Raw genomic sequence first — 21,241 nt, 5'->3', positions numbered from 1 at the left:
ACATAACAGGGAAAAGGGGCTGCTATGACTTCGCACAAGTCTCGTCAAGACTGGGATGCACTCGCACAATCTATAACAATCAAAGGACAGGCATTCATCGATGGTGATTACCGAGATGCGGTTTCTGGTGAGACCTTTGCCTGCATCAGTCCGGTCGATGGTCGTGTGCTGGCCGATGTTGCCAGTTGCGATCTTGCTGACGCCAACCACGCAGTCAGCAATGCCCGTGCAACGTTTGAGTCTGGTGTATGGGCTCACCTTCCTCCTGCTGAACGTAAGAAAATCGTGATCCGTTTTGCGGAATTAATTGAAGAAAACGGCGACGAACTGGCGCTCCTGGAAACACTGGATATGGGCAAGCCTATCCGTTATTCCAAAGCGGTGGATGTAAATGGTGCCGCCCGTGCCATTCGCTGGTCAGGCGAAGCGGTCGACAAGATTTACGATGAACTCGCGCCCACGCCACACAATGAAATCGGCATGGTTACCCGTGAGCCTGTGGGCGTTGTTGCCGCTATCGTGCCCTGGAACTTCCCTATGCTGATGGCCTGTTGGAAGCTTGGTCCTGCCCTCGCCTCCGGTAACTCTGTTGTCCTAAAGCCCTCCGAGAAATCGCCACTCACTGCCATCCGTCTTGGCGAACTTGCCATTGAGGCAGGTATGCCAAAAGGTGTGCTAAATGTACTCCCTGGCTTTGGGCACACAGTGGGCAAAGCGCTCGCGCTGCACATGGATGTCGATACGCTGGTGTTCACTGGCTCAACCAAAATCGCCAAACAACTGATGATTTACGCTGGCGAATCAAACATGAAGCGTGTCTGGCTGGAGGCTGGCGGTAAGAGCCCGAATATCGTCTTTGCTGATGCGCCAGATTTAGATGCCGCAGCCTCTGCTGCTGCGTCTGCCATTGCCTTCAACCAAGGCGAAGTCTGTACCGCAGGCTCGCGCTTGTTGGTGGAAGCGTCTATCAAAGATGTCTTTATCGAAAAGGTCGTCGAGAACCTGAAAGGCTGGCAACCAGGGCATCCGCTAGACCCAGACACTCAGGTTGGTGCAGTCGTTGACCAACAGCAGCTTGATACCGTGCTGACGTACATAGACAAGGGCGCACAAGGCGGCGCCAAGATGGTGTGTGGCGGCAGCCGTGTCATGGCTGAAACCGGTGGTTTATTTGTCGAACCCACGGTGTTCGATAATGTGAACAATGAGATGGCGATTGCCCGCGAAGAGATATTCGGCCCTGTATTGTCGGTGATCACCTTCGACACACCCGAGCAAGCAGTCGCGATTGCCAACGATACCGATTATGGCCTTGCTTCTGCGGTATGGACATCTGACATCGGCAAAGCGCACAAAACCGCGAAATCGCTGCGCACTGGGATGGTGTGGATTAACCATTATGATGGCGGCGACATGACTGCGCCATTTGGTGGGTACAAGCAATCCGGCAATGGCCGCGATAAATCACTTCATGCGTTCGAGAAATACACAGAAGTGAAAGCCACCTGGATTGCACTTTGATCTGACGATTTTCTAAATCAGATAAAAAGACCGGCTCGATGAGCCGGTCTTTTACATTCACTGAAGCAGTCTTATTTATCTTTCAGTTCGGTAGTGATAACAATCTTGCCTTCCAGCGTTTTATGTACCGGACACTTATCGGCAATTTCCAATAAACGCTGACGCTCGTCATCGGTTAGATCACCGAACAACTCGATTTCACGGGACATGACCTCGACCTTCGCGTTGTTTTCATCACAGTGCTCGCAATCCTCACCGTGCTGACGACTGTGCGACAGGGTCACTTTTACATCATCCAACGGCAGCTTTTTACGATTAGCGTACATACGCAGCGTCATGGAAGTACACGCACCCAATCCAGCCAGCACATGTTCGTAAGGATCTGGTCCTAGATTATCGCCGCTGTAATCGACAGGTTCATCGGCAAACCACTGGTGATGGTCTGTTTGGATGGTACGGGTAAACTGTTTGTTGTGCTCATGCACCAGCACCTCACCACGTTTCACACCTTCTTCTGCCTCTTTGACCGGTGCTGCCCTGTCGATGTAGCGGTGTGACCAGGCCGCGATAAGCTCAGCCACATACTGAGCATCGTTTTTGTTGGTCAGCAAGTGATCGGCAGAATCCAGCGTCACAAAGCTCTTAGGATGCTTAGCGCGGGTGTAGATTTTCTCGGCTTCTTTAATCAGCACGATGTTATCGATTGGGGAATGCATCACCAGCAGCGGTACACGCAGGTTTTCGATATCGTCATTGTCGGCGCGGATATCATCAAGGAACTGTTTCTTGATCGTGAAAGGACGGCCAGCCAAAGAAAGCTCTGCTTCACCTTCAGCCTCAATTTGCTCCACGTGAGCCGCAAACTGTTTAGACACATGTTCAGCATCTGCTGGCGCGCCAATGGTCGCCACCGCTGAGACTTCTGGAATGCGATGTGCCGCCGACAGCACCGCGCGGCCACCCAGACTGTGACCAATCAGCAGCAGTGGCGCTTCATAGTTATCGCGCAGGAAATCTGCCGCTGCGACCAAATCATCAACGTTGGAAGAAAAGTTGGTATTGGCGAAATCACCGTCACTGCCGCCCAAGCCCGTAAAGTCAAAGCGAAAGACCGCAAAGCCGATGTTCACTAAAGCGCGTGAAATACGGGAAGCCGCCGCCACATCTTTTCCACAAGTAAAGCAATGTGCAAACAAGGCATAGCCTCTCGCATTTTGCTCTGGTGTCTCCAACATCCCAGCCAACTCAAGTCCATTGCTTAGGAAGGTAACTTTGTTTCTTTTCCCTGCCATTTCCGTCTCCCGGTTATTTGATTCGCGTCATTTAGCTCACGCTAACATTCACAGACATGACCGGAACAGGGCATAAAAGATAACAAAGCGCCTCAGGCTTAAGCTTGAGACGCTTTAAACGGATGATTTAAGTATGAGGTTTATTGCAGTGCTTCTTTCAAACGGTGATAAGTCATGCCGATCGCCAACAAAGGCGAACGCAACAGAGGCCCACCAGGAAAGGTCATATGTTTCACCTTGGCGAACACATCAAAGCGCTCTGCGGTACCTGAGATCGCTTCTGCGATGACTTTGCCTGCCATGTGAGTAGCATTCACACCGTGACCGGAATACGCCTGTGCGAAGAAGATATTCGGGGCATCCGGCAACCGACCAATTTGAGGTAAACGGTTCGCACCAATGCCAATCATGCCGCCCCATTCGAAATCAATGCCAACACCTTTCAGCTGCGGGAAAACCCGCTCAAGATTTGGCAGCAAGGCTCCCGTAATGTCTTTCGGATCTTTTCCGGAATAAGTACACAGCCCACCGAACAGTAATCGGTTGTCGCCGGAGAGGTGGTAGTAATCAAGCGCGATGCTGAGGTCAGCAAACGCCATGTTCTTTGGTATGGTGCTGGCGACTTGTTCGTCTGACAGTGTTTCAGTGGCGATGATGTAACTACCTGCTGGAAGCACCTTCCCACCTATATAAGGTTCCAGTTTGTGGCCGATATACGCGTTACCTGCCAATAGCAGATAGTTGCAAGTTACTTGCCCTTGCGCCGTTTTCACGATGGGCTTTTGGCCCTTGATGATTTCCGTCGCAGCACTGTCTTCGAAAAGCTGGACGCCCAGACCAGCAGCAGCTGCCGCTTCACCTGTCACCAAGTTCAGAGGATGTAAATGACCACTGCCCATATCCAGCATGCCGCCGATGTAACGGTCAGACCCAATCACTTCCGCAAGATCTGCTTTTTCGAGCATGCGGATTTCATGGGGATACTGGTTTGCGCTCAGATCATCAAAATCTTCCTGAAGCTCTTTCATGTGAGAGGGTTTCATCGCCAGATCGCAATATCCCATGGCGAGATCGCAATCGATGCTGAACTCATCTACACGATCTTTGACGATCTGCACTGCTTCCAAACCCATCTGACTGATGGCGGCGACACCTTCTTTACCTATTTGATTAGTGAACTGCTCGATGCCATGGCCAATACCACGGATCAACTCGCCACCATTGCGGCCTGACGCCCCCCATCCAATCTTGTTGGCTTCCAGCACAGCCACGGAATAACCACGTTGAGCCAGCTCAATCGCACTGTTTATGCCGCTGAATCCACCACCGACAATACACACATCCACACTGATTGATTCCGTCAAAGCTGGATAACGCTGCGGGTATTTCGCAGTGGCTGCGTAATAAGAAGAAGTATGGGGAAGATTCGATGGAGTATGCGCCATGCTTTACATCCTTTGTAAAATATAATTAACAAAGACTACCGTATTTTCCTTCGGGGGGTGAAGCAAAAATTGTACGGTGTGGTCAGGTTATCACTATCAGCTCAAGATACTTAACAAAGCTAAAGCCGCCTTCTAAAGGCCGAGCTGTAAGTGACCACCGAGAAAAGGCGTTGATCAATAAAGTGCATAATACATTGCAAATTTGTGGTTTATATTTTTTACATAATGACGAAGTCATCACAAAATACTTGATTACTCGCCTTATGGAAGTAGGATCGCTTGTTCAAAATCTATTACAGTGACTGAAGCTAACTAACAAAACCCAGTCAAAGCAGGGAGAATCGAACATTGGACATTGGTGCAAACCTTAAAGCCGTTAGAAAAAGTCGCGGACTATCGCAACGCGAACTCGCTAAACGCGCAGGCGTAACCAACAGTACCATCTCGATGATTGAGAAAAACAGCGTCAGTCCATCTGTCAGTTCGCTGAAGAAAGTTTTGTCTGGTATTCCCATGTCTTTGGTTGAGTTCTTCTCTGCCGATATTGGACAAACAGAATCAGCGCCTGTCATCTATCGCCAACAGGATCTACTCGAAATCGGCGATGATTCCGTATCGATGAAGCTGATCGGCAAAGAGTTCCCAAACCGCGCTATCTCTGTGCTTTCCGAAACCTATCCACCAGGCGCGCACTCCGGCGAGGAAATGCTGCAGCATGAAGGCGAAGAAGCGGGTTTGGTTGTGGAAGGTAAGCTCGAACTGACTGTCGGTGACGATATTTTCGTTCTGGAAGTCGGCGACAGCTATTACTTCGACAGTAACCGTCCGCATCGTTTTGCCAACCCATTCGATGCCACTTGCCGTCTGTTTAGCGCAACAACGCCAGCGAATTTCTAAGCCATCGACCAAGTTGAAAGAACGCCCGGGAGACGAACCGGGCGTTTTTGTTTTCCCGTTATACCAATCACAGTAGGTAGCTGATCAGAAATAGCGCAGGAAAAATGCTCGAGAACAAGGCGGCAAATTTCGATAAGTAGTTATTCTACGGTCAAATTTTCCAACGCAGTTATCGAGCATTTTAACAAGCTAGGATGAGCAGATATTTACTACGATTGGTATTAAATGCCGAACTTGTCCCTGACTGAGTAATACCATGCTCCCAGCGCTGAAAACGGCACACTCAGCATGTGTCCACCGGGGAACGGCAAGTGCGGTAAGTTGGCAAAAGCATCAAATCGCTCCGCCTGCCCTTTCAGCACTTCCGACATTAATCTGCCTGCCAGATGGGTATAAGTGACACCGTGACCACTGCAGCCTTGTGAGTAATAAATATTGTTACCGATACGTCCCACTTGCGGTAAGCGCGATAGGGTCAGCAGGAAATTGCCCGTCCAGCGGTGGTCAATTTTCACACCGCTAAGCTGCGGAAAGGTATTCAGCATCTTTGGGCGGATAATAGCGTCTATATCAGCCGGATCCCGCGCACCGTAAACGACACCACCGCCATATATCAGCCGTTTGTCACCAGACAGCCTGAAGTAATCAAGAAGATAGTTACAGTCCTCCACGCAGTAATCCTGCGGCAGCAAACTTTTCGCCTGCTGATCGGTCAGTGGCTCAGTGGCAATCACCTGTGTTCCACAGGGCATAGACTTGGCACGAAGCTCTGGCATCAGGTTACCGAGGTAAGCATTGCCTGCCACGATAACGAAAGAGGCGGTGACAGAGCCCTGCTCTGTTATCACTTTTGCCGGTTCGCCGCGTTCAATGTTCACCACTGGCGAATGTTCGTAGATTTTCCCACCCAAACTTTCAACCGCAGCGGCTTCTCCCAGCGCAAGGTTAAGTGGGTGGATATGCCCGCCAGATTTATCCAGCAATCCGCCAACATAGCGCTCCGTATCCACCACACAACGGATGTCGCTGTCATTCAGCATTTCGAGTTGGGTATTGCCGTATTTTTCCCACAGCGCCTTTTGATGTTCCAGCTCCTGCATTTGCTTGTCATTCAACGCAGCAAACACACCGCCATTTTTCAGATCACAGTGGATGTTGTATTTCTCAACGCGCTCACGGATGATCTTCCCGCCTTCAAAAGCCATTTCACCAAAAAGACCAATTTTTTCCTTACCGACGGTTTTCTCAATCACATCAATGTCACGGCTGAAGCTATTCACAATCTGCCCGCCGTTACGGCCAGAAGCGCCCCACCCGACTTTGGCCGCTTCCAACACCACAACGTTAAAGCCGGCTTCCAGCAAATGCAGCGCTGATGAAAGACCCGTATAACCAGCACCGACAATGCAAATATCAGTCGTGATTTCTGCATTCAGCACTTCTCGCATCGGAGAAGGATTGGCTGATGCAGCGTAATAAGAAGGTGCATGAGCCTGACTGGCTTCCTGTCTGGTGTGTTGAGACTGATTTTGTTGGTTCTGAATCGAACTGACTTGTTCCATGATGACAATCCTATTCCTGAAGCTCTTGGTTAAGGCGCTTCATGTCTTCCAGCGATTTTTGCTCTGCGCGACGCGCCACGTACCAGGACAAAAACGCAAACAGCGACACAACCAAAATGATGATGGTGGCAAGTGCATTGATTTTCGGTGAAACCCCAAGCCTGACAGAAGAAAAGACCACCATAGGCAACGTGGTAGAACCTGGCCCAGAGACGAAGCTCGCGATAACCAGATCATCAAGGGAAAGACTGAAGCTCAGCAGCCATCCTGCCACCAGCGCAGGGGCAATCATGGGTACCGTGATAACGAAGAAGACTTTAAACGGTGTCGCACCTAAATCCATACCTGCCTCTTCAATCGAAAAATCCAGTTCCCTTAGTCTTGAAGAGACCACCACTGCGACATAAGCAGCACAGAAAGTAGAGTGCGCGATCCATACCGTGGTCATGCCTCGCTCGGCAGGCCAACCAAACAGTTCCCCCATCTGCACAAACAGAAGCAGCAAGGATAGACCGATAATCACATCCGGCATGACGAGCGGTGCGGTGATCATATTGGAGAGTGTTAACCGTCCCCATGAACGTCTAAACCGCGTCATCACAAAGGCTGCCAGCGTACCGATAATCACCGCCATGGTAGAACTGTAGAAAGCAATGCGAAGGCTGGTCCAAACCGCCTGCAGGATTTGCTCGTCTTTGAACAGCTCGGCATACCATTTGGGCGAAAAACCACCCCAGACGGTGACCAGCTTGGATGCGTTGAAAGAATAAATCACCAGGATCAGCATGGGCAGATAGAGGAAAACCAAACCTACCCAAAGCATGACCGTCGAAAATTGCCAGCGTTTCATCGGTCAGCCTCCATGTCCTTGGACTGATAGTGATGGAACAGCGTGATAGGGATAATGAGTAGAAGCAGCATCACTATCGCCAACGCTGAGGCGACGGGCCAGTCACGGTTATTGAAGAATTCCTGCCACAGCACTTTGCCTATCATCAGAGTTTCTGGGCCGCCCAGAAGTTCTGGGATCACCACTTCACCCACCACAGGGATAAACACCAGCATTGAGCCCGCAATAATGCCGCCTTTCGACAGCGGCAAGGTCACTTTCCAGAAGGTGTTGAAGTTGCGTGAACCCAAATCTGCAGCCGCTTCTAGCAAGCTGCCATCCAGCTTCACTAGATTGGCGTATAGCGGAAGCACCATAAATGGCAGGTAGGTATAAACAATACCAATGTAGACCGCAGTGTTGGTATTGAGGATCTGGATCGGATCGGAAATCACGCCCAGCCACATCAGGGTGTTGTTGATGATCCCTGTGTTGCTAAGTAGCCCCATCCAGGCATACACGCGGATCAGGAAAGAGGTCCAGGAAGGCAACATGATCAGCAGTAACAATACGGTCTGCATTCTTGCCGGGGCACGTGCAATGGCATAAGCCATGGGATAACCCAAAAGCAAACAGCCTAGCGTTGATACAAAGGCGATTTTTACCGAACTCAGATAGGCAAGGTAATAGAGATCATCATCCAGAATCCGCAAATAGTTCTCGAGATTCAGGGTAATTTCGATGACTTCATCAACATAAGCGACAATGGCTTCGTAAGGAGGGATTGCCAACGCAGCCATCGAAAAACTGATTTTGAAAACGATAAGGAATGGCACAGCAAAAAAGAGCAGCAGCCACAGGTAAGGAATACCCATGGTGATGTGCCGTCCCTTGGGAAACAACATCTTATTTTTATGCGGTGCTTTGCTTGGTGCTGGCGTTTTCGTCTGGGAGTTCGTCAAGGTCGTCATACGCGTAATACCACACCACCGGTGGCCTCCCAGCTGATGAACACCTCGTCATCCCAAGTGGGGCGATCCTGATGGCGGGAAACATTGGCCATACTGCACATCACCACTTTGTTGCTCGGTAACTTCACGTAGTACATGGAAGTACCACCAAGGTAGGCGATGTCATGTACTGTGCCCTTCGACCAATTATATTCACCGTCCGGTTGCTCTCGGCTAATAAAAGCTTTTTCAGGGCGAACTGCTAACCACACTTTTCTGTCTTCCACGTTGGTTGCCACACCGTGCCCCACGTAGATTTGTTGCGCTGTGTCGCTGGACGAAATGACACAGTGATCAGTTTCATCCACCACGATTTCGCCTTCAAACAGGTTCACCGAACCAATGAATTCGGCAATCATGCAGCTGTTTGGCGACTCGTAAATATCTGTGGGTGTGCCAGTTTGGGCAATCCAGCCTTCATGCATAATGGCTATGCGCCCTGCCATCGTCATGGCTTCTTCCTGATCGTGGGTCACCATCACACAGGTCACGCCAACACGCTCAAGAATATCTACCACTTCCAGCTGCATCTGGTTACGAAGCTTCTTATCCAATGCGCCCATCGGCTCATCAAGCAGTAAGAGTTTCGGGCGTTTCGCCAAAGATCGAGCCAGCGCTACGCGCTGACGCTGACCACCTGATAATTGGTGCGGCTTACGCTTGGCGTATTGCTCCATGTGCACCAACTTCAGCATCTCTTTAACCCGATCCTGAATATCGGCTTTCTTGAGCTTGTCCTGCTTGAGACCAAACGCAATATTCTGTTCAACCGTCATATGCGGAAACAAAGCGTAAGACTGAAACATCATGTTGATGGGTCTGTCATAGGGCGCCATGTCGGTAATGTCTTCCCCATCGAGATAGATACGTCCGCTCGACGGGGTTTCAAAACCCGCCAATATACGAAGCAAGGTAGATTTCCCAGAACCGGAACCACCGAGTAAAGAAAAAATCTCACCTTTCTCAATCGTTAAGGAAACATCATCAACCGCGCGGACATCCCCGAACAGCTTGCTGACACGATCGATTCTCAACAGCTCCGGCTTCTTCGCGCCGTTGCCATTAGGGTTGCTGGTCACCATCTCTTCCTCCCTGTGACTGCCCCGGAACACACGAAAACAGGGAGCTGACATTTCAGCTCCCTGACGAAGCCATTACTGGCCGGTTTTCATGCGCGTCCAGGTTCGGTTGGACGTGCGGCTGATTTTCAGTGGAAGCACTTCAGAGACAAAGAGTTTGTCCATCACTTCTTGAGGAGGGTAAATAGACGGGTTGTTGAGCACTTCCGGATCCACCAGCTTGTTAGATGCTGGGTTCGGGTTTGCATACGCCACGTAGTCAGTGATTGGTGCAATCACTTCTGGACGCAGAATGTAATTCATAAATGCATGGGCGTTTTTGGCATTTTTGGCGTCAGCTGGAATTGCCATCATGTCGAACCAAAGCTGCGCGCCTTTGCTTGGAATGGAATAATCAATCACCTGACCGTTACCCGCCTCTTCTGCACGATAAGCCGCCTGGAAGATGTCACCAGAGAAGCCATAAGCGAGACAGATATCGCCATTGGCAAGGTCTGTGATGTAGCGGGATGAATGGAAGTAAGTCACGTAAGGACGGACTTTCGCCAGCACTTCCCCCGCTTCTTTGTAATCGCCTTTCTTGGTGGAGTTAGGATCTTTGCCGATGTATTGCAGCACCTGAGGCATCACCTCATCCGCAGAATCCACGACGGCAATGCCGCAATCCTGTAGTTTGGCTGCGTATTTAGGGTCCAGCAGCAAATCCAGCTTGTTTTCTGGAATATCATCGCCCAAACGCTCTTTCACTTTATCGACGTTGTAGCCAATGCCATTCGTGCCCCACATGTAGGGAATCGCGTATTGGTTACCCGGGTCAGCCATTTCCAAGCGCTTCATCAGTTTCGGATCCAGATTGCCACTGTTGGTCAAAAGACTCTTATCCAGAGGCTGGAAAGCACCCGCTTTGATTTGTTTAGCGAGGAAGTTATTCGAAGGGACAACCAAATCATAACCCGAGTTACCCGACAGCAGCTTGGCTTCCAGCACGTCATTGCTGTCGTAAACATCATAGGTGACCTTGATGCCAGTCTCTTTCTCGAAGTTTTCTATCGTGTCTTCCGCGATATAGTCACTCCAATTGTAAATTCGAAGGATTTCTTCAGCCTGTAGCCCGGTTGAAACCATCAATCCTGCCAACACGACGGCAGAAACTTTGTTGCGGATTACCATCTTCATGTTTTCTCCTTTTGACCCGAGTCCTATCGAGGTCGTTACTACATTCCAATGTCCAAACCAGAACCAATCTTTGACTCTGGTTTTGATGGTTTGCCAGCATCAGGGTCTGTAGACCTTGAGTGCCGACAGAATTTCAATTCTTTCCAGGCTAAAGCGCGCCCTTGTCCTTAAGTGCCTGCAGCGTTAAATCCAATGCCAGCTTGGCCTTGTGGATCAGTTCATCCACCTCTGCGTGGGTGATCACTAGCGGCGGGCTGATGATCATGGTGTCGCCACACGCACGCATTACAAGGCCGTTCTCCACGCTGATATCACGACAAACTTCGCCAATGCCGACTTCTTCATCAAAGCGTTTGCGGGTGGCTTTGTCTTGCACCAATTCAATCGCCGCCACCAACCCAACACCGCGCGCTTCGCCCACCAGGGGGTGCTCAGCCAGCGTTTGCCATTGGGATTGCAGGTAAGGTCCAATATCTTCCTTCACATACTGAACCAGATTTCTCTCTTTCATCACTTTGAGGTTTTCCAGTGCAACAGCTGCTGCTACCGGATGACCGGAGTAGGTGTATCCGTGATTGAAATCACCGCCTTTTTCTTCAAAAGCATTGGCAACGCGGTCGCTGACAATCACGCCGCCCATTGGGATATATCCGGAGGTCATGCCTTTCGCAATTGGCATAAAGTCCGGTTTGATATCGAATGTCTGGCTACCGAACCATTCACCGGTGCGGCCAAAACCACAAATCACTTCATCAGCAATCATCAGGATGTCGTACTTCGCCAGAATACGATTGATTTCCGGCCAGTAGGTTGAAGGCGGAATGACTACGCCACCAGCACCTTGGACGGGTTCAGCGATAAAGGCCGCGACATTGTCTTCACCAATCTCCAGAATGGCTTTTTCCAATTCCTGTGCCGCTTTCACACCAAATTCTTCAGGCGTTAAGTCCCCACCCTCGCCAAACCAATAAGGCTGCGGAATATGGTGAATACCTGGAATTGGAAGGCCGCCTTGCTTGTGCATGGCTTTCATGCCACCCAGACTTGCCCCTGCTACCGTGGAGCCGTGGTAACCGTTATGGCGGCCAATGATAGTGAATTTTTCCGGCTGACCTTTCAGCGTCCAGTAATGGCGAACCATACGCAGAACCGTGTCATTGGATTCTGAACCTGAGCCAGTAAAGAACACTTGATTCATGTGATCCGGTGCGAGTTCAGCAATCTCTTTAGCCAACTCAACCACAGGTGGATGGGCACACTGGAAAAAGCTGTTGTAATAAGGCAATTCCAGCATTTGCTTGTGGGCAGCATCAGCCAGACGTTTCTCGCCATAACCAATGTTGGTGCACCATAGTCCAGCCATACCATCAAGAATACGGTTGCCGTCACTGTCCCAGATATACACGCCCTGAGCGCGAACAATCATACGCGCTCCCTTTTCCCTCAGCGTTTTATGATCGCTGAATGGGTGAAGATAATGCGCATTATCCAATGCCTGTAGCGTTTGGGTGTCTGGGTGTTGTACGACGTGTGTCATTCTGACCTCCACATCCTTGAAGTTTGAAACATTGGCAACCGTCTTGGTTGTCTCCCTTGTAAAACAATGACTAAACGAGTCTGACCGTCCTCACATTACACAGTGAGCAACAGGAACTCCCGCTCCCAGGAACTGATGACACGTTTGAAGTTCTCCTGCTCTTTGCGCTTCACCGCGATGTAGCCACGAGCAAAGGACTCCCCTAAATACTCTGCAACCTCATCACACTGTTCCATGCGCTCCAATGCGCCTTCTAAGGTGTAAGGCAGCGCCGGGCTGCGCAGCTCATAGCCACGTCCCTGTACAGGGGGCGTTGGTTTCAAACCACGCTCCATACCGATGTAACCACACAAAAGACTGGCGGCAATGGCGAGGTAACAGTTAGCATCCGCCCCCGGCAAGCGGTTTTCTACACGACGCGCCTGAGGAGAACAGCTCGGCACACGCAAGCCACAAGTGCGGTTTTCTTCGCCCCACTCCACATTTACCGGTGCTGAGGTATCTGGCAGGAAGCGACGGAATGAGTTTACGTTCGGGGCGAACATAGGAAGCATTTCCGGAATGAACTGCTGAAGGCCAGCAATATGCCCATAAAAGAGTGGTGAGCTGGTACCGTCTTCATTGGTGAAAATGTTTTTACCGGTTTTCACATCAACGATGCTCTGGTGAAGGTGCATCGCACTGCCCGGCTCATCAGTGATTGGCTTAGACATAAAGGTCGCCACCACCTGATGCTTGAGCGCGGCTTCACGCAGCGTGCGCTTGAACAGGAACACCTGATCTGCCAGCACCAAAGGATCGCCATGACGGAAGTTGATTTCCATCTGAGCGACGCCTTCTTCGTGGATCAAGGTATCAATGGCAAGCCCTTGCGTTTCACACCATTCGTACATGTCTTCAAACAGCGGATCGAATTCGTTGGCAGCATCAATAGAAAAAGACTGGCGACCTGTCTCCATACGTCCAGAACGGCCAATCGGCGGCTCAAGCGGTAAGTCAGGATCTTCGCACCGAGCTGTTAGATAAAACTCCATTTCCGGTGCAACAACCGGTTTCCAACCCTTCTCTTCGTAGAGCTTCAGCACCTTCTTCAACACGTTACGCGGTGTCAGTTCAATGGGGTTCCCCATTTTGTCGAAGGTGTCATGAATGATTTGAGCGGTTTTCTCAATCGTCCATGGAAGCAGGTAGACGGCGTCTTCATCCGGCTTACAGATGAAGTCAATGTCTGCCTCATCCAGCAAGGCGTAATAGATGTCATCATCCACATAGTCGCCCGTCACTGTTTGCAGTAAAACACTCTCTGGCAGACGCATTTCGCCTTCGTTAATGAACTTATCGACAGGTGCGATCTTTCCGCGAGCAATGCCGGATAAGTCACTGACAACGCACTCAACTTCCGTAATCTCGTTTTCTTTCAACCACTTCTTAAGCTTGTCCATATTCTTTCTCACGCTGATTCGCCCTTATTCGGCAGGCTTCCCCAAACATATCGAAGATAGCTGAATAAAAAGGATTTTTTGTGACTTTCCACTCAGGATGCCACTGAACTCCTAAGGCGAAGTTTTTTGCATCGATGACAGAGACTGCCTCTATCAGTCCGTCCGGGGCGTACGCTTCTGGTCGCAGTCCTTTGCCTAATCTGTCTATGCCCTGAGTATGGACAGAGTTCACGTCAGCAGAGGTGCGACCCCAAGCCTCGTAGAGAAGCCCCCCGGGTTCGATGTTTACGGTGTGAGAAATGCCGTATTGAATATCTACCGCAGCGGTTTTGTCTTCGCGATGTTCGATAAATCCGCCCACCTCATGAAGTTTTTGATGCAGGCTTCCCCCCATGACCACGTTCATTTCCTGAAAGCCGCGGCAAATCGCTAAAACGGGGACGCCCATTTCTATGGCTAATGCAAGGAGGGGTAAGGTGGTGGCGTCCCGGGCTGGGTCATGATCTGTGCCCGCTTCGCTCGGTGAGCCTTTGTAATGATGAGGCTCAATGTTTGATGGAGATCCTGTGAAGAGTATCCCGTCGAGTGAAGCTAAAACGCGTTTCATGGGCAAAGCTTTGCCCAACGCAGGGATCACCATTGGGCAACCCCCAAAAGTGTCAGCCACACTCCTGACGTACTTATCGCCAACAATATGGAAAGGATGCAGACCCAGCTGAGAGGTACACCCTGTCACGCCAATCATTGGGATAGTTGAGTCTTCCATATCTTCCTCTGCATTGACTACCGAATCACAAAGCAAATCGCTACCTACTATCAGTATGCTATGCGTTCGTTTTTTTTCACGCTACACGTTAAAAATAAATTACGCAAGTGACACGCACAACAAAAACGCACGAATTATTTATCATTTCATTAACATTATTAAACCCATGAAGTTTCGAGGCTTATCGTATTGATTTGCAGTAAAAACAGAGGTTTTGTGACGTGAAACGCTGTTGACATAATCAAGGCTTTACTATTCACTCAGAACTACACATAGAGGTGATTGATATAATTTACATTCAGGTAGGTGTTTCATGCGATATCAAACAGACAGGGAAATGTTTACGTCTGAAGATGCACAATTGCCAGATGCGAACGAAGCCATTGAATTTCTTGAACAGAACCCGGATATAGAATTCGTTGACCTTCTCTTGCTCGACATGAATGGCATCGTGCGGGGTAAACGTGTAGAGAAAGATAAGCTGCAAAAAGCCTATGAAAATGGCATAGCCTTACCCATCTCCATATACGGTATGAATATCAAAGGCACGCCAGTTGAAGAAACGGGGCTTGGGCTAGAAATCGGCGAGTCTGATGCGATTTGTTACCCAGTAGCAGGTTCACTCACCCGCCAGCCTTGGCAAAAACGCCCTATCGCCCAGTTAATGCTGGAAATGTATGAAGACAGAGAAACGCCACTCTTTGCTGATCCGCGGATGATCTTACGCCGCATTGTCCGCCAGTTTAAAGCCCGCGGACTGAAACCCGTTTCGGCCTACGAGCTAGAGTTCTACCTGATTGACAGCAAGGCGCCCGGCAACGCGCCTCTCCCTCCTGTTTCACCTATCACTGGCAAGCGACCTGAAAACACCCAGGTTTATTCGCTGGATGAACTGGATGAGTATGCAGAGCTTCTTACCCAAATCATCGAAGCCGCCCGCGAACAAGGCTTGCCCGCAGATACCATTGTTGCGGAGTCCGCACCCGGTCAGTTTGAAATTAACCTTAAGCACACGGATGATGCATTGGCCGCCTGTGATCATTCCATCCTGCTCAAGCGTGTCATTAAGCAAGTCGCCCATGACAATGACCTTGATACCACCTTTATGGCGAAGCCCTATGCTGATCAAGCGGGCAATGGCATGCACCTGCACATCAGCCTTCTCGATGACGATGGCAACAACGTGTTCGAGCCAGAAGCCGAAGGTGAAATGACAGATATGCTTCGTTACGCGCTGGGAGGAATGTTAGCGCTGATGCCACAGTACTTGGCAATCATGTGTCCAAACATCAATTCTTACCGACGGTTCGCGCCTGATTTTTATGTGCCGAATGCTGCAACTTGGGGTATCGAAAACCGCACCACTGCCCTTCGTATTCCGGGGGATGTACCCGCTGCGACGCGCATCGAACACCGCGTAGCAGGAACGGATGCCAACCCTTACCTGATGATGGCAGCTTTGCTGGCATCCATCATGTATGGCATTGACAACAAAATCGAACCTTCAGAGCCTGTGGTTGGTAATGCTTACGATTTGGATAACGAACCACTGCCAACCAACCTTCGCGATGCTTTGCGTGAACTTTCTTCCTCTGATGCAATGCGACAGTTCCTCGGCACGGACTTTGTAGACGTGTTCGTCACCTGCAAAGAAAAAGAGCTTGAAGAGTTCGAGCAGCACGTTACTGCGCTCGAATACGATTGGTACTTGCACGCCTTCTGATTTCTCGCCTTTCCCCAGACCGTTTTTATCGCGGTCTGGGTCGGCACTTCACCTTGACTCACTTCGCACTCACTTGGACAATACCGCCGTTATTTATTCAACGCGGTTTCTAGCTATGACGACAGCGCTTTGCCCTTGTGGCAGCCAAAAACCTTACAGCGAATGCTGTGAGCCAATCCATCAAAATCACGCCAATGCCGACCATCCAGAAAAGCTGATGCGTTCTCGCTACTCTGCACACGTAAAGGGGCTGGTTGATTATGTGGTGAAAACCTATCATCCCTCTTGTGGCGCGGAGCAACATCGTGACGCAATTGCTGATTCGGTTAACAGCGAATGGTTGATGCTGGAAGTGCTATCAAGCTCAGTTGAACCGGGCGAAAAACAAGGTTTCGTTGAATTCAAAGCCCATTACAAAGACGCTGATAAACAATATTGCCTGCACGAGAAATCTCGCTTCGTCACCGAAGTAAAGGACGGCGAGACACTTTGGTATTACATCGACGGTGAATACCCGAAGGCTGAGAAAGTTGGGCGTAATGACCCCTGCCCATGCGGTAGCGGAAAAAAACACAAGAAGTGCTGCGGTTAAAAAACCATCAAGTAACTACGGTAATTGCCGATAAAGAGGGGAAGCAACCATGAGGATAATACGATGGATTGGTTCCCCAAAATCTCAGATTACTCGCCACAAAAAGTGGGTAACGTCGTCAAACAGGATAAGACCAAGCAACAGCAACAAAAGCGCGCTGAGGAAGAAGAACGCCACGACGACAATAAAGAAACCACCACAGAGGAAAACAAGAAGAACAACGATGGTTTGCTCGATATCTATGTTTGATCCTGATTGGAAAAGCTGACTTTCTCCAGTTCCTAGTTTCTGATTCCCTGCCTTTTTTCTCTACTAACCTCCTACTTTTCGGCCCGAAAGACTCACATGCCGTTCAAAGCGAATCAAATACGGTAAATCAGATTTAACTTATAGAAATACCTCCTAGGATGAAGTTTCGGCTGGTTCATCTCTAAATAGGACGTTTTATATGAAACAGAAGTTATCTCTTATCGCGACACTATTTGTCTCCACCTATGTAACGCAAGCAGCTGCAACCGATATCTACGTCGTTACCAATAAAGCTGACGGCAACACGATCGCCCATTTCAAAGATGACAAAGGAACCTTTGCAATGGTCGCTGAATATTCTTCCGGCGGCACAGGAACAGGCGATTTGGAAATCCCTGCTCTTGAGAAAAATCCAGACCATCCGTTAGCTAATGGCGATGACCCACTCATCTCAGCCAATGCCATTCGCGCTTCTGCAGACGGTGATCTCATTGTCTCGGTCAATCCCGGTGACACCACCATCGCGCTGTCTGAAAGGCAAAAAGGCGGAAAACTCGCCTTGGTGAACACGGCGAAAGCATCCGATCTGTTCCCTATCTCTGTCGATATTTCCGGTGATTTAGTCGTTGCAGCGAGCGTGGGTGACAACAATGGCTCAGGTTCCATCGCGCTTTACCAAATCAAAGATGGCAAACTGATGATGGTGGCAGATAGCCGACGCGACCTAAAAGCCCGCCCTTCTACGATCAGTTTCTCAACCAATGGTGAGTTTGTTTACGTCAATGAATTGGTCACAGGAAAAGTGAAGGTTTTCGGTATTGAAAACGACAACCTGACTGAGTCCCCAGTTTCCAGCATCGACAGTCCCCGTGCTGAGGCATCCCGCTTTCAGGCCATTCCAGTTGGGTTTGATGTGCGTGGTGACAACAATAAAGATGTCATCCTGATGTCGGAAGCACGCTTCCTGACACCAGATTTCAAGCTCCGAGAGGGTAATGGCGAAGTGGTACAAAGCCCGCTTTATAGCTGGCAAACGGGTTCACTCTCGACATACACCGTAGATAAAAAAGGCCAGATTGCGGCCGTATCACAGGACATGCTCACCGGAAGCAATGTAGAGGGCGATGAAATTGCCAACTGTTGGGTAGCCCTCTCTCCGGATGGCAAAACCCTGTGGGCTGCGAATGCACTTTCTAGCTCAATCAGTTCGTTTTCGGTCAGCAAAAAAGGCGATGTCACGTTAAAAAATGACGTTGCGTATAAAGACAGTTCAGAGACAGCATTTTACAGTGATATGACAGTGAGCCGCGACGGCAAACACCTCTATCAATTAGTCGGTAACCAAGGCGCGATTCTGGTTTTCGACATCAAGCCCAATGGCGACCTGACACTGAACCAACAAGTTGGCGGAATGCCAGAACTTGGCACCTACGGTATGCTCGCGCTCGATTGATGCATCTTAGGGGTTTCCTACTAAACGTCCGGCAAATCAGCTGGGCGTTTTCATTTCAATTTCCATCAATTTCAAGCATTCCCTCCAATAAGCACTGCTAAGGTTGTTTTTAAGTCGTTTTTAATCGAAATAATGTGTTGCAATCTTTATCGATTTTGTTAGTGTTGATGCCAAGCAAACGTTAAATCGTTACAGCACTTAGAGAAGAAAAATATGCAAAAATCGCTCATGACCATTCATCACCATCATCATCCTGACTAGTCTTTCGGGAGATGTGGTTTCGACTGGAAGACAAGGAGTAAGGTTCTTCCACCGGTCATCAAAGCGAACACAAGATTCAGACCCCCGGAAGCGAACCTTCCGGGGGTTTTTACTTTTAGGATTCAAAAAAATTGCGATGACACTTTAAGGAAACGGGAAGTCGTCATTGCGAAAAGATACAGGGAATAGATCATGCAAACAGAACGTCTAAGAATTGCCATTCAGAAAAAAGGCCGTCTTGCAAAAGAGTGTCACGAACTACTCAAGCGCTGCGGTGTAAAAATTAACTTTTCCGGCGACCGTCTGATCGTTCACGCCGAGAATATGCCAATCGATTTGCTGCTGGTACGTGACGACGATATCCCAGGCCTCATCATGGATGGTGTGGTTGATTTGGGTGTTATCGGCGAAAACGAACTCGAAGAAGTGCGTTTAGAGCGCGTTGCACTGGGCGAGCCAAGCGAGTATGTGAAGCTTCGTCGTCTCGACTTTGGTGGCTGCCGCCTGTCTGTGGCTATCGATAAAGACAAAACTTACAACGGCCCACAGGATTTGGCTGGCAAGCGTATTGCAACTACTTATCCAAATATCCTCAAAGATTACCTCGACAAACAAGACGTTAAATTCAGCACCTGTATGTTGAACGGCTCTGTTGAAGTCGCGCCGCGCGCCGGTCTAGCGGATGCTATCTGTGACCTGGTGTCTACAGGTGCAACGCTTGAAGCTAACGGCCTGAAAGAAGCAGAAGTTATCTTCCGCTCTAAAGCGGTACTTATTCAGCGCATGGGTGAGTTCGATGCAGACAAAACTGCACTAATTGAACGCCTGCTGACCCGCATCAAAGGCGTTATCCAAGCAAAAGAATCAAAATACATCATGCTTCACGCGCCAAGCGAAACCTTGGAGCAAGTGGTTGAATTGCTGCCAGGCGCAGAAGACCCAACTATCCTGCCTCTTGCACACGACAGACAACGTGTCGCTGTTCACCTGGTGAGTACCGAGAACCTGTTCTGGGAAACCATGGAAAAACTGAAGGCCTTGGGTGCGAGCTCCATTCTGGTGCTGCCAATCGAGAAGATGATGGAGTAAGCCATGAAAACAGTGGTTTGGAAATCCCTCAGTGATACACAGCAGGCAAAAGCGCTTGAGCGCCCTGCTATCTCTGAAAGTGCATCAATCACTGAAGCCGTTGAAGGCGTGATCAAACAAGTCCGCACTGGCGGTGATGCTGCGCTGAAAGCACTGACAGAGAAATTCGATAAAGTGGTACCTGAGAATATTCAGGTTTCACAAAACGAAATCGATGCGGCAGAAGCTCGTCTGGGCGAGGAAATCAAAACAGCACTCAAACAGGCTTATGACAACATCGCTTGCTTCCACAAAGCGCAAAAAGCAGAGCCACTGACGGTAGAAACTATGCCGGGTGTTGTGTGTGAGCTGGTAACCCGCCCGATTAACCGTGTTGGTCTTTACATTCCGGGTGGCAGTGCGCCGCTACCATCAACCGTATTGATGCTGGGTGTGCCTTCTCAAATCGCCGGATGCCGTAAAGTAGTACTTTGTTCACCTCCGCCAATCGCTGATGAAATTCTTTACGTTGCCAAGCTTTGTGGCATCGATGAAGTCTACAACCTCGGTGGCGCACAGGCTGTTGCAGCCATGGCTTACGGCACTGAAACAGTGAGCAAGGTTGATAAGATATTTGGCCCAGGTAACGCCTTCGTGACCGAAGCTAAGCGTCAGGTCAGCAATGACCACCAAGGTGCCGCGATTGATATGCCAGCTGGCCCTTCTGAAGTGCTGGTGATTGCGGATGAAGATGCTGATGCGGATTTCGTTGCTGCAGATTTGCTGAGTCAGGCTGAACACGGCCCAGATTCTCAGGTTGTGCTTGTCACTCCGTCGCCTGTGTTGGCAGAGAAAGTGGCTGACGCCGTCAAAGCCCAGCTCAGGGTACTGAGCCGCGCTGACATCGCAAGCCAGGCTCTGGGGTCTAGCATCATCATCATTGCAGACAGCCTGACCCAGTGTGTTGCGATTTCAAACAACTACGGTCCTGAGCACTTGATTGTCCAGACCAAGAACCCACGTGAATTGCTGCCACTGCTGGATAACGCAGGCTCGATTTTCCTGGGGGCATGGTCACCGGAATCTGTTGGCGATTACGCATCTGGCACCAACCACGTGCTGCCAACTTACGGCTATACGCGCACCTACTCGAGCCTCGGCCTTGCCGATTTCAGCAAGCGCATGACAGTGCAAGAGTTGTCATCTGATGGCCTGCAAGCATTGGCCCCTACTGTCGTTGCGATGGCCAATGCTGAAGGTCTGGATGCGCACAGAAACGCCGTGACCCTTCGTGTTGAAAAACTCAATAACAAAAAATAATAAAGGGGAAGCAATGGAC

The 21,241-nt window shown here is 49.8% G+C and carries 18 protein-coding genes and 1 other annotated feature; of the genes, 8 read left to right on the top strand and 10 right to left on the bottom strand.

Annotated features, from left to right (window positions below; genetic code table 11):
- The first annotated feature begins 24 nt into the window (after positions 1-24).
- On the top strand, positions 25-1,521 hold the full coding sequence (locus QL223_RS06095) for an aldehyde dehydrogenase (RefSeq protein WP_281544196.1): 1,497 nt from the start codon (positions 25-27) through the stop codon (positions 1,519-1,521).
- 71 nt (positions 1,522-1,592) lie between these two features.
- Here the strand turns inward: QL223_RS06095 and QL223_RS06090 are convergent, their stop codons facing one another.
- Together QL223_RS06090 and QL223_RS06085 are read right to left on the bottom strand one after the other, a co-directional pair.
- A complete protein-coding gene (locus QL223_RS06090) occupies positions 1,593-2,813 on the bottom strand; it encodes a bifunctional alpha/beta hydrolase/OsmC family protein (RefSeq protein WP_281544195.1) in 1,221 nt (406 codons plus the stop codon).
- A gap of 140 nt (positions 2,814-2,953) precedes the next feature.
- Positions 2,954-4,258 carry an FAD-binding oxidoreductase gene (locus QL223_RS06085; RefSeq protein WP_281544194.1) on the bottom strand — a complete coding sequence of 435 codons (1,305 nt, stop codon included), beginning with the start codon at positions 4,256-4,258 and terminating at the stop codon, positions 2,954-2,956.
- Positions 4,259-4,606: 348 nt separating this feature from the next.
- On the opposite strand from QL223_RS06085, the gene QL223_RS06080 reads away from it, so the two are divergent.
- Positions 4,607-5,155 (top strand): cupin domain-containing protein, encoded by a 549-nt coding sequence (locus tag QL223_RS06080; RefSeq protein ID WP_002542174.1) that lies wholly within the window; start codon positions 4,607-4,609, stop codon positions 5,153-5,155.
- A gap of 221 nt (positions 5,156-5,376) precedes the next feature.
- Here the strand turns inward: QL223_RS06080 and QL223_RS06075 are convergent, their stop codons facing one another.
- The 8 genes from QL223_RS06075 to QL223_RS06040 all read right to left on the bottom strand — a co-directional run bounded on the left by QL223_RS06075 (position 5,377) and on the right by QL223_RS06040 (position 14,556).
- A complete protein-coding gene (locus tag QL223_RS06075; RefSeq protein ID WP_281544273.1) occupies positions 5,377-6,603 on the bottom strand; it encodes an FAD-binding oxidoreductase in 1,227 nt (408 codons plus the stop codon).
- A 124-nt stretch (positions 6,604-6,727) separates the two neighbouring features.
- A complete protein-coding gene (locus tag QL223_RS06070; protein WP_002542171.1) occupies positions 6,728-7,567 on the bottom strand; it encodes an ABC transporter permease subunit in 840 nt (279 codons plus the stop codon).
- Positions 7,564-8,451 carry an ABC transporter permease subunit gene (locus QL223_RS06065; RefSeq protein ID WP_152442427.1) on the bottom strand — a complete coding sequence of 296 codons (888 nt, stop codon included), beginning with the start codon at positions 8,449-8,451 and terminating at the stop codon, positions 7,564-7,566. Before QL223_RS06065 ends, QL223_RS06070 begins: the two co-directional genes overlap by 4 nt.
- A 62-nt stretch (positions 8,452-8,513) precedes the next feature.
- Entirely contained in the window at positions 8,514-9,638 is a 1,125-nt protein-coding gene (potA, locus tag QL223_RS06060; protein WP_281544193.1) for a polyamine ABC transporter ATP-binding protein, read from the bottom strand.
- Positions 9,639-9,710: 72 nt separating this feature from the next.
- Complete coding sequence (locus QL223_RS06055) at positions 9,711-10,811, bottom strand: polyamine ABC transporter substrate-binding protein (RefSeq protein WP_281544192.1); 1,101 nt, start codon at positions 10,809-10,811, stop codon at positions 9,711-9,713.
- Between the two features lie 148 nt (positions 10,812-10,959).
- A complete protein-coding gene (locus QL223_RS06050; RefSeq protein ID WP_281544191.1) occupies positions 10,960-12,348 on the bottom strand; it encodes an aspartate aminotransferase family protein in 1,389 nt (462 codons plus the stop codon).
- A 95-nt stretch (positions 12,349-12,443) separates the two neighbouring features.
- Entirely contained in the window at positions 12,444-13,790 is a 1,347-nt protein-coding gene (locus QL223_RS06045) for a glutamine synthetase family protein (protein ID WP_002542163.1), read from the bottom strand.
- On the bottom strand, positions 13,777-14,556 hold the full coding sequence (locus tag QL223_RS06040; protein ID WP_002542161.1) for a gamma-glutamyl-gamma-aminobutyrate hydrolase family protein: 780 nt from the start codon (positions 14,554-14,556) through the stop codon (positions 13,777-13,779). The genes QL223_RS06045 and QL223_RS06040 overlap by 14 nt, the downstream gene beginning before the upstream one ends.
- A gap of 313 nt (positions 14,557-14,869) precedes the next feature.
- On the opposite strand from QL223_RS06040, the gene QL223_RS06035 reads away from it, so the two are divergent.
- From QL223_RS06035 to hisD, 6 genes are all read left to right on the top strand, one after another.
- The gene (locus QL223_RS06035) at positions 14,870-16,279 is read left to right on the top strand and encodes a glutamine synthetase family protein (RefSeq protein ID WP_281544190.1); all 1,410 of its coding nucleotides are present in this window, start codon (positions 14,870-14,872) and stop codon (positions 16,277-16,279) included.
- 115 nt (positions 16,280-16,394) lie between these two features.
- Positions 16,395-16,871 carry a YchJ family metal-binding protein gene (locus QL223_RS06030; RefSeq protein ID WP_281544189.1) on the top strand — a complete coding sequence of 159 codons (477 nt, stop codon included), beginning with the start codon at positions 16,395-16,397 and terminating at the stop codon, positions 16,869-16,871.
- 63 nt (positions 16,872-16,934) lie between these two features.
- Positions 16,935-17,120 (top strand): hypothetical protein, encoded by a 186-nt coding sequence (locus QL223_RS06025; RefSeq protein WP_002542157.1) that lies wholly within the window; start codon positions 16,935-16,937, stop codon positions 17,118-17,120.
- A 199-nt stretch (positions 17,121-17,319) separates the two neighbouring features.
- Positions 17,320-18,573, top strand: a complete 1,254-nt coding sequence (locus tag QL223_RS06020; RefSeq protein WP_281544188.1) for a beta-propeller fold lactonase family protein — start codon at positions 17,320-17,322, stop codon at positions 18,571-18,573.
- A gap of 236 nt (positions 18,574-18,809) precedes the next feature.
- Positions 18,810-18,949: a sequence feature (His leader region), on the top strand.
- Positions 18,950-19,026: 77 nt separating this feature from the next.
- Positions 19,027-19,923, top strand: a complete 897-nt coding sequence (gene hisG / locus QL223_RS06015; RefSeq protein WP_281544187.1) for an ATP phosphoribosyltransferase — start codon at positions 19,027-19,029, stop codon at positions 19,921-19,923.
- A 3-nt stretch (positions 19,924-19,926) separates the two neighbouring features.
- Positions 19,927-21,222, top strand: a complete 1,296-nt coding sequence (hisD, locus tag QL223_RS06010; RefSeq protein WP_281544186.1) for a histidinol dehydrogenase — start codon at positions 19,927-19,929, stop codon at positions 21,220-21,222.
- Positions 21,223-21,241 lie beyond the last annotated feature (19 nt).

The organism is Grimontia sp. SpTr1 (assembly GCF_947387585.1).
Taxonomy (GTDB): domain Bacteria; phylum Pseudomonadota; class Gammaproteobacteria; order Enterobacterales; family Vibrionaceae; genus Enterovibrio; species Enterovibrio indicus.
Note: the sequence above shows the minus strand (reverse complement) of the source record. Positions and strands in the feature narration are given on the sequence as shown.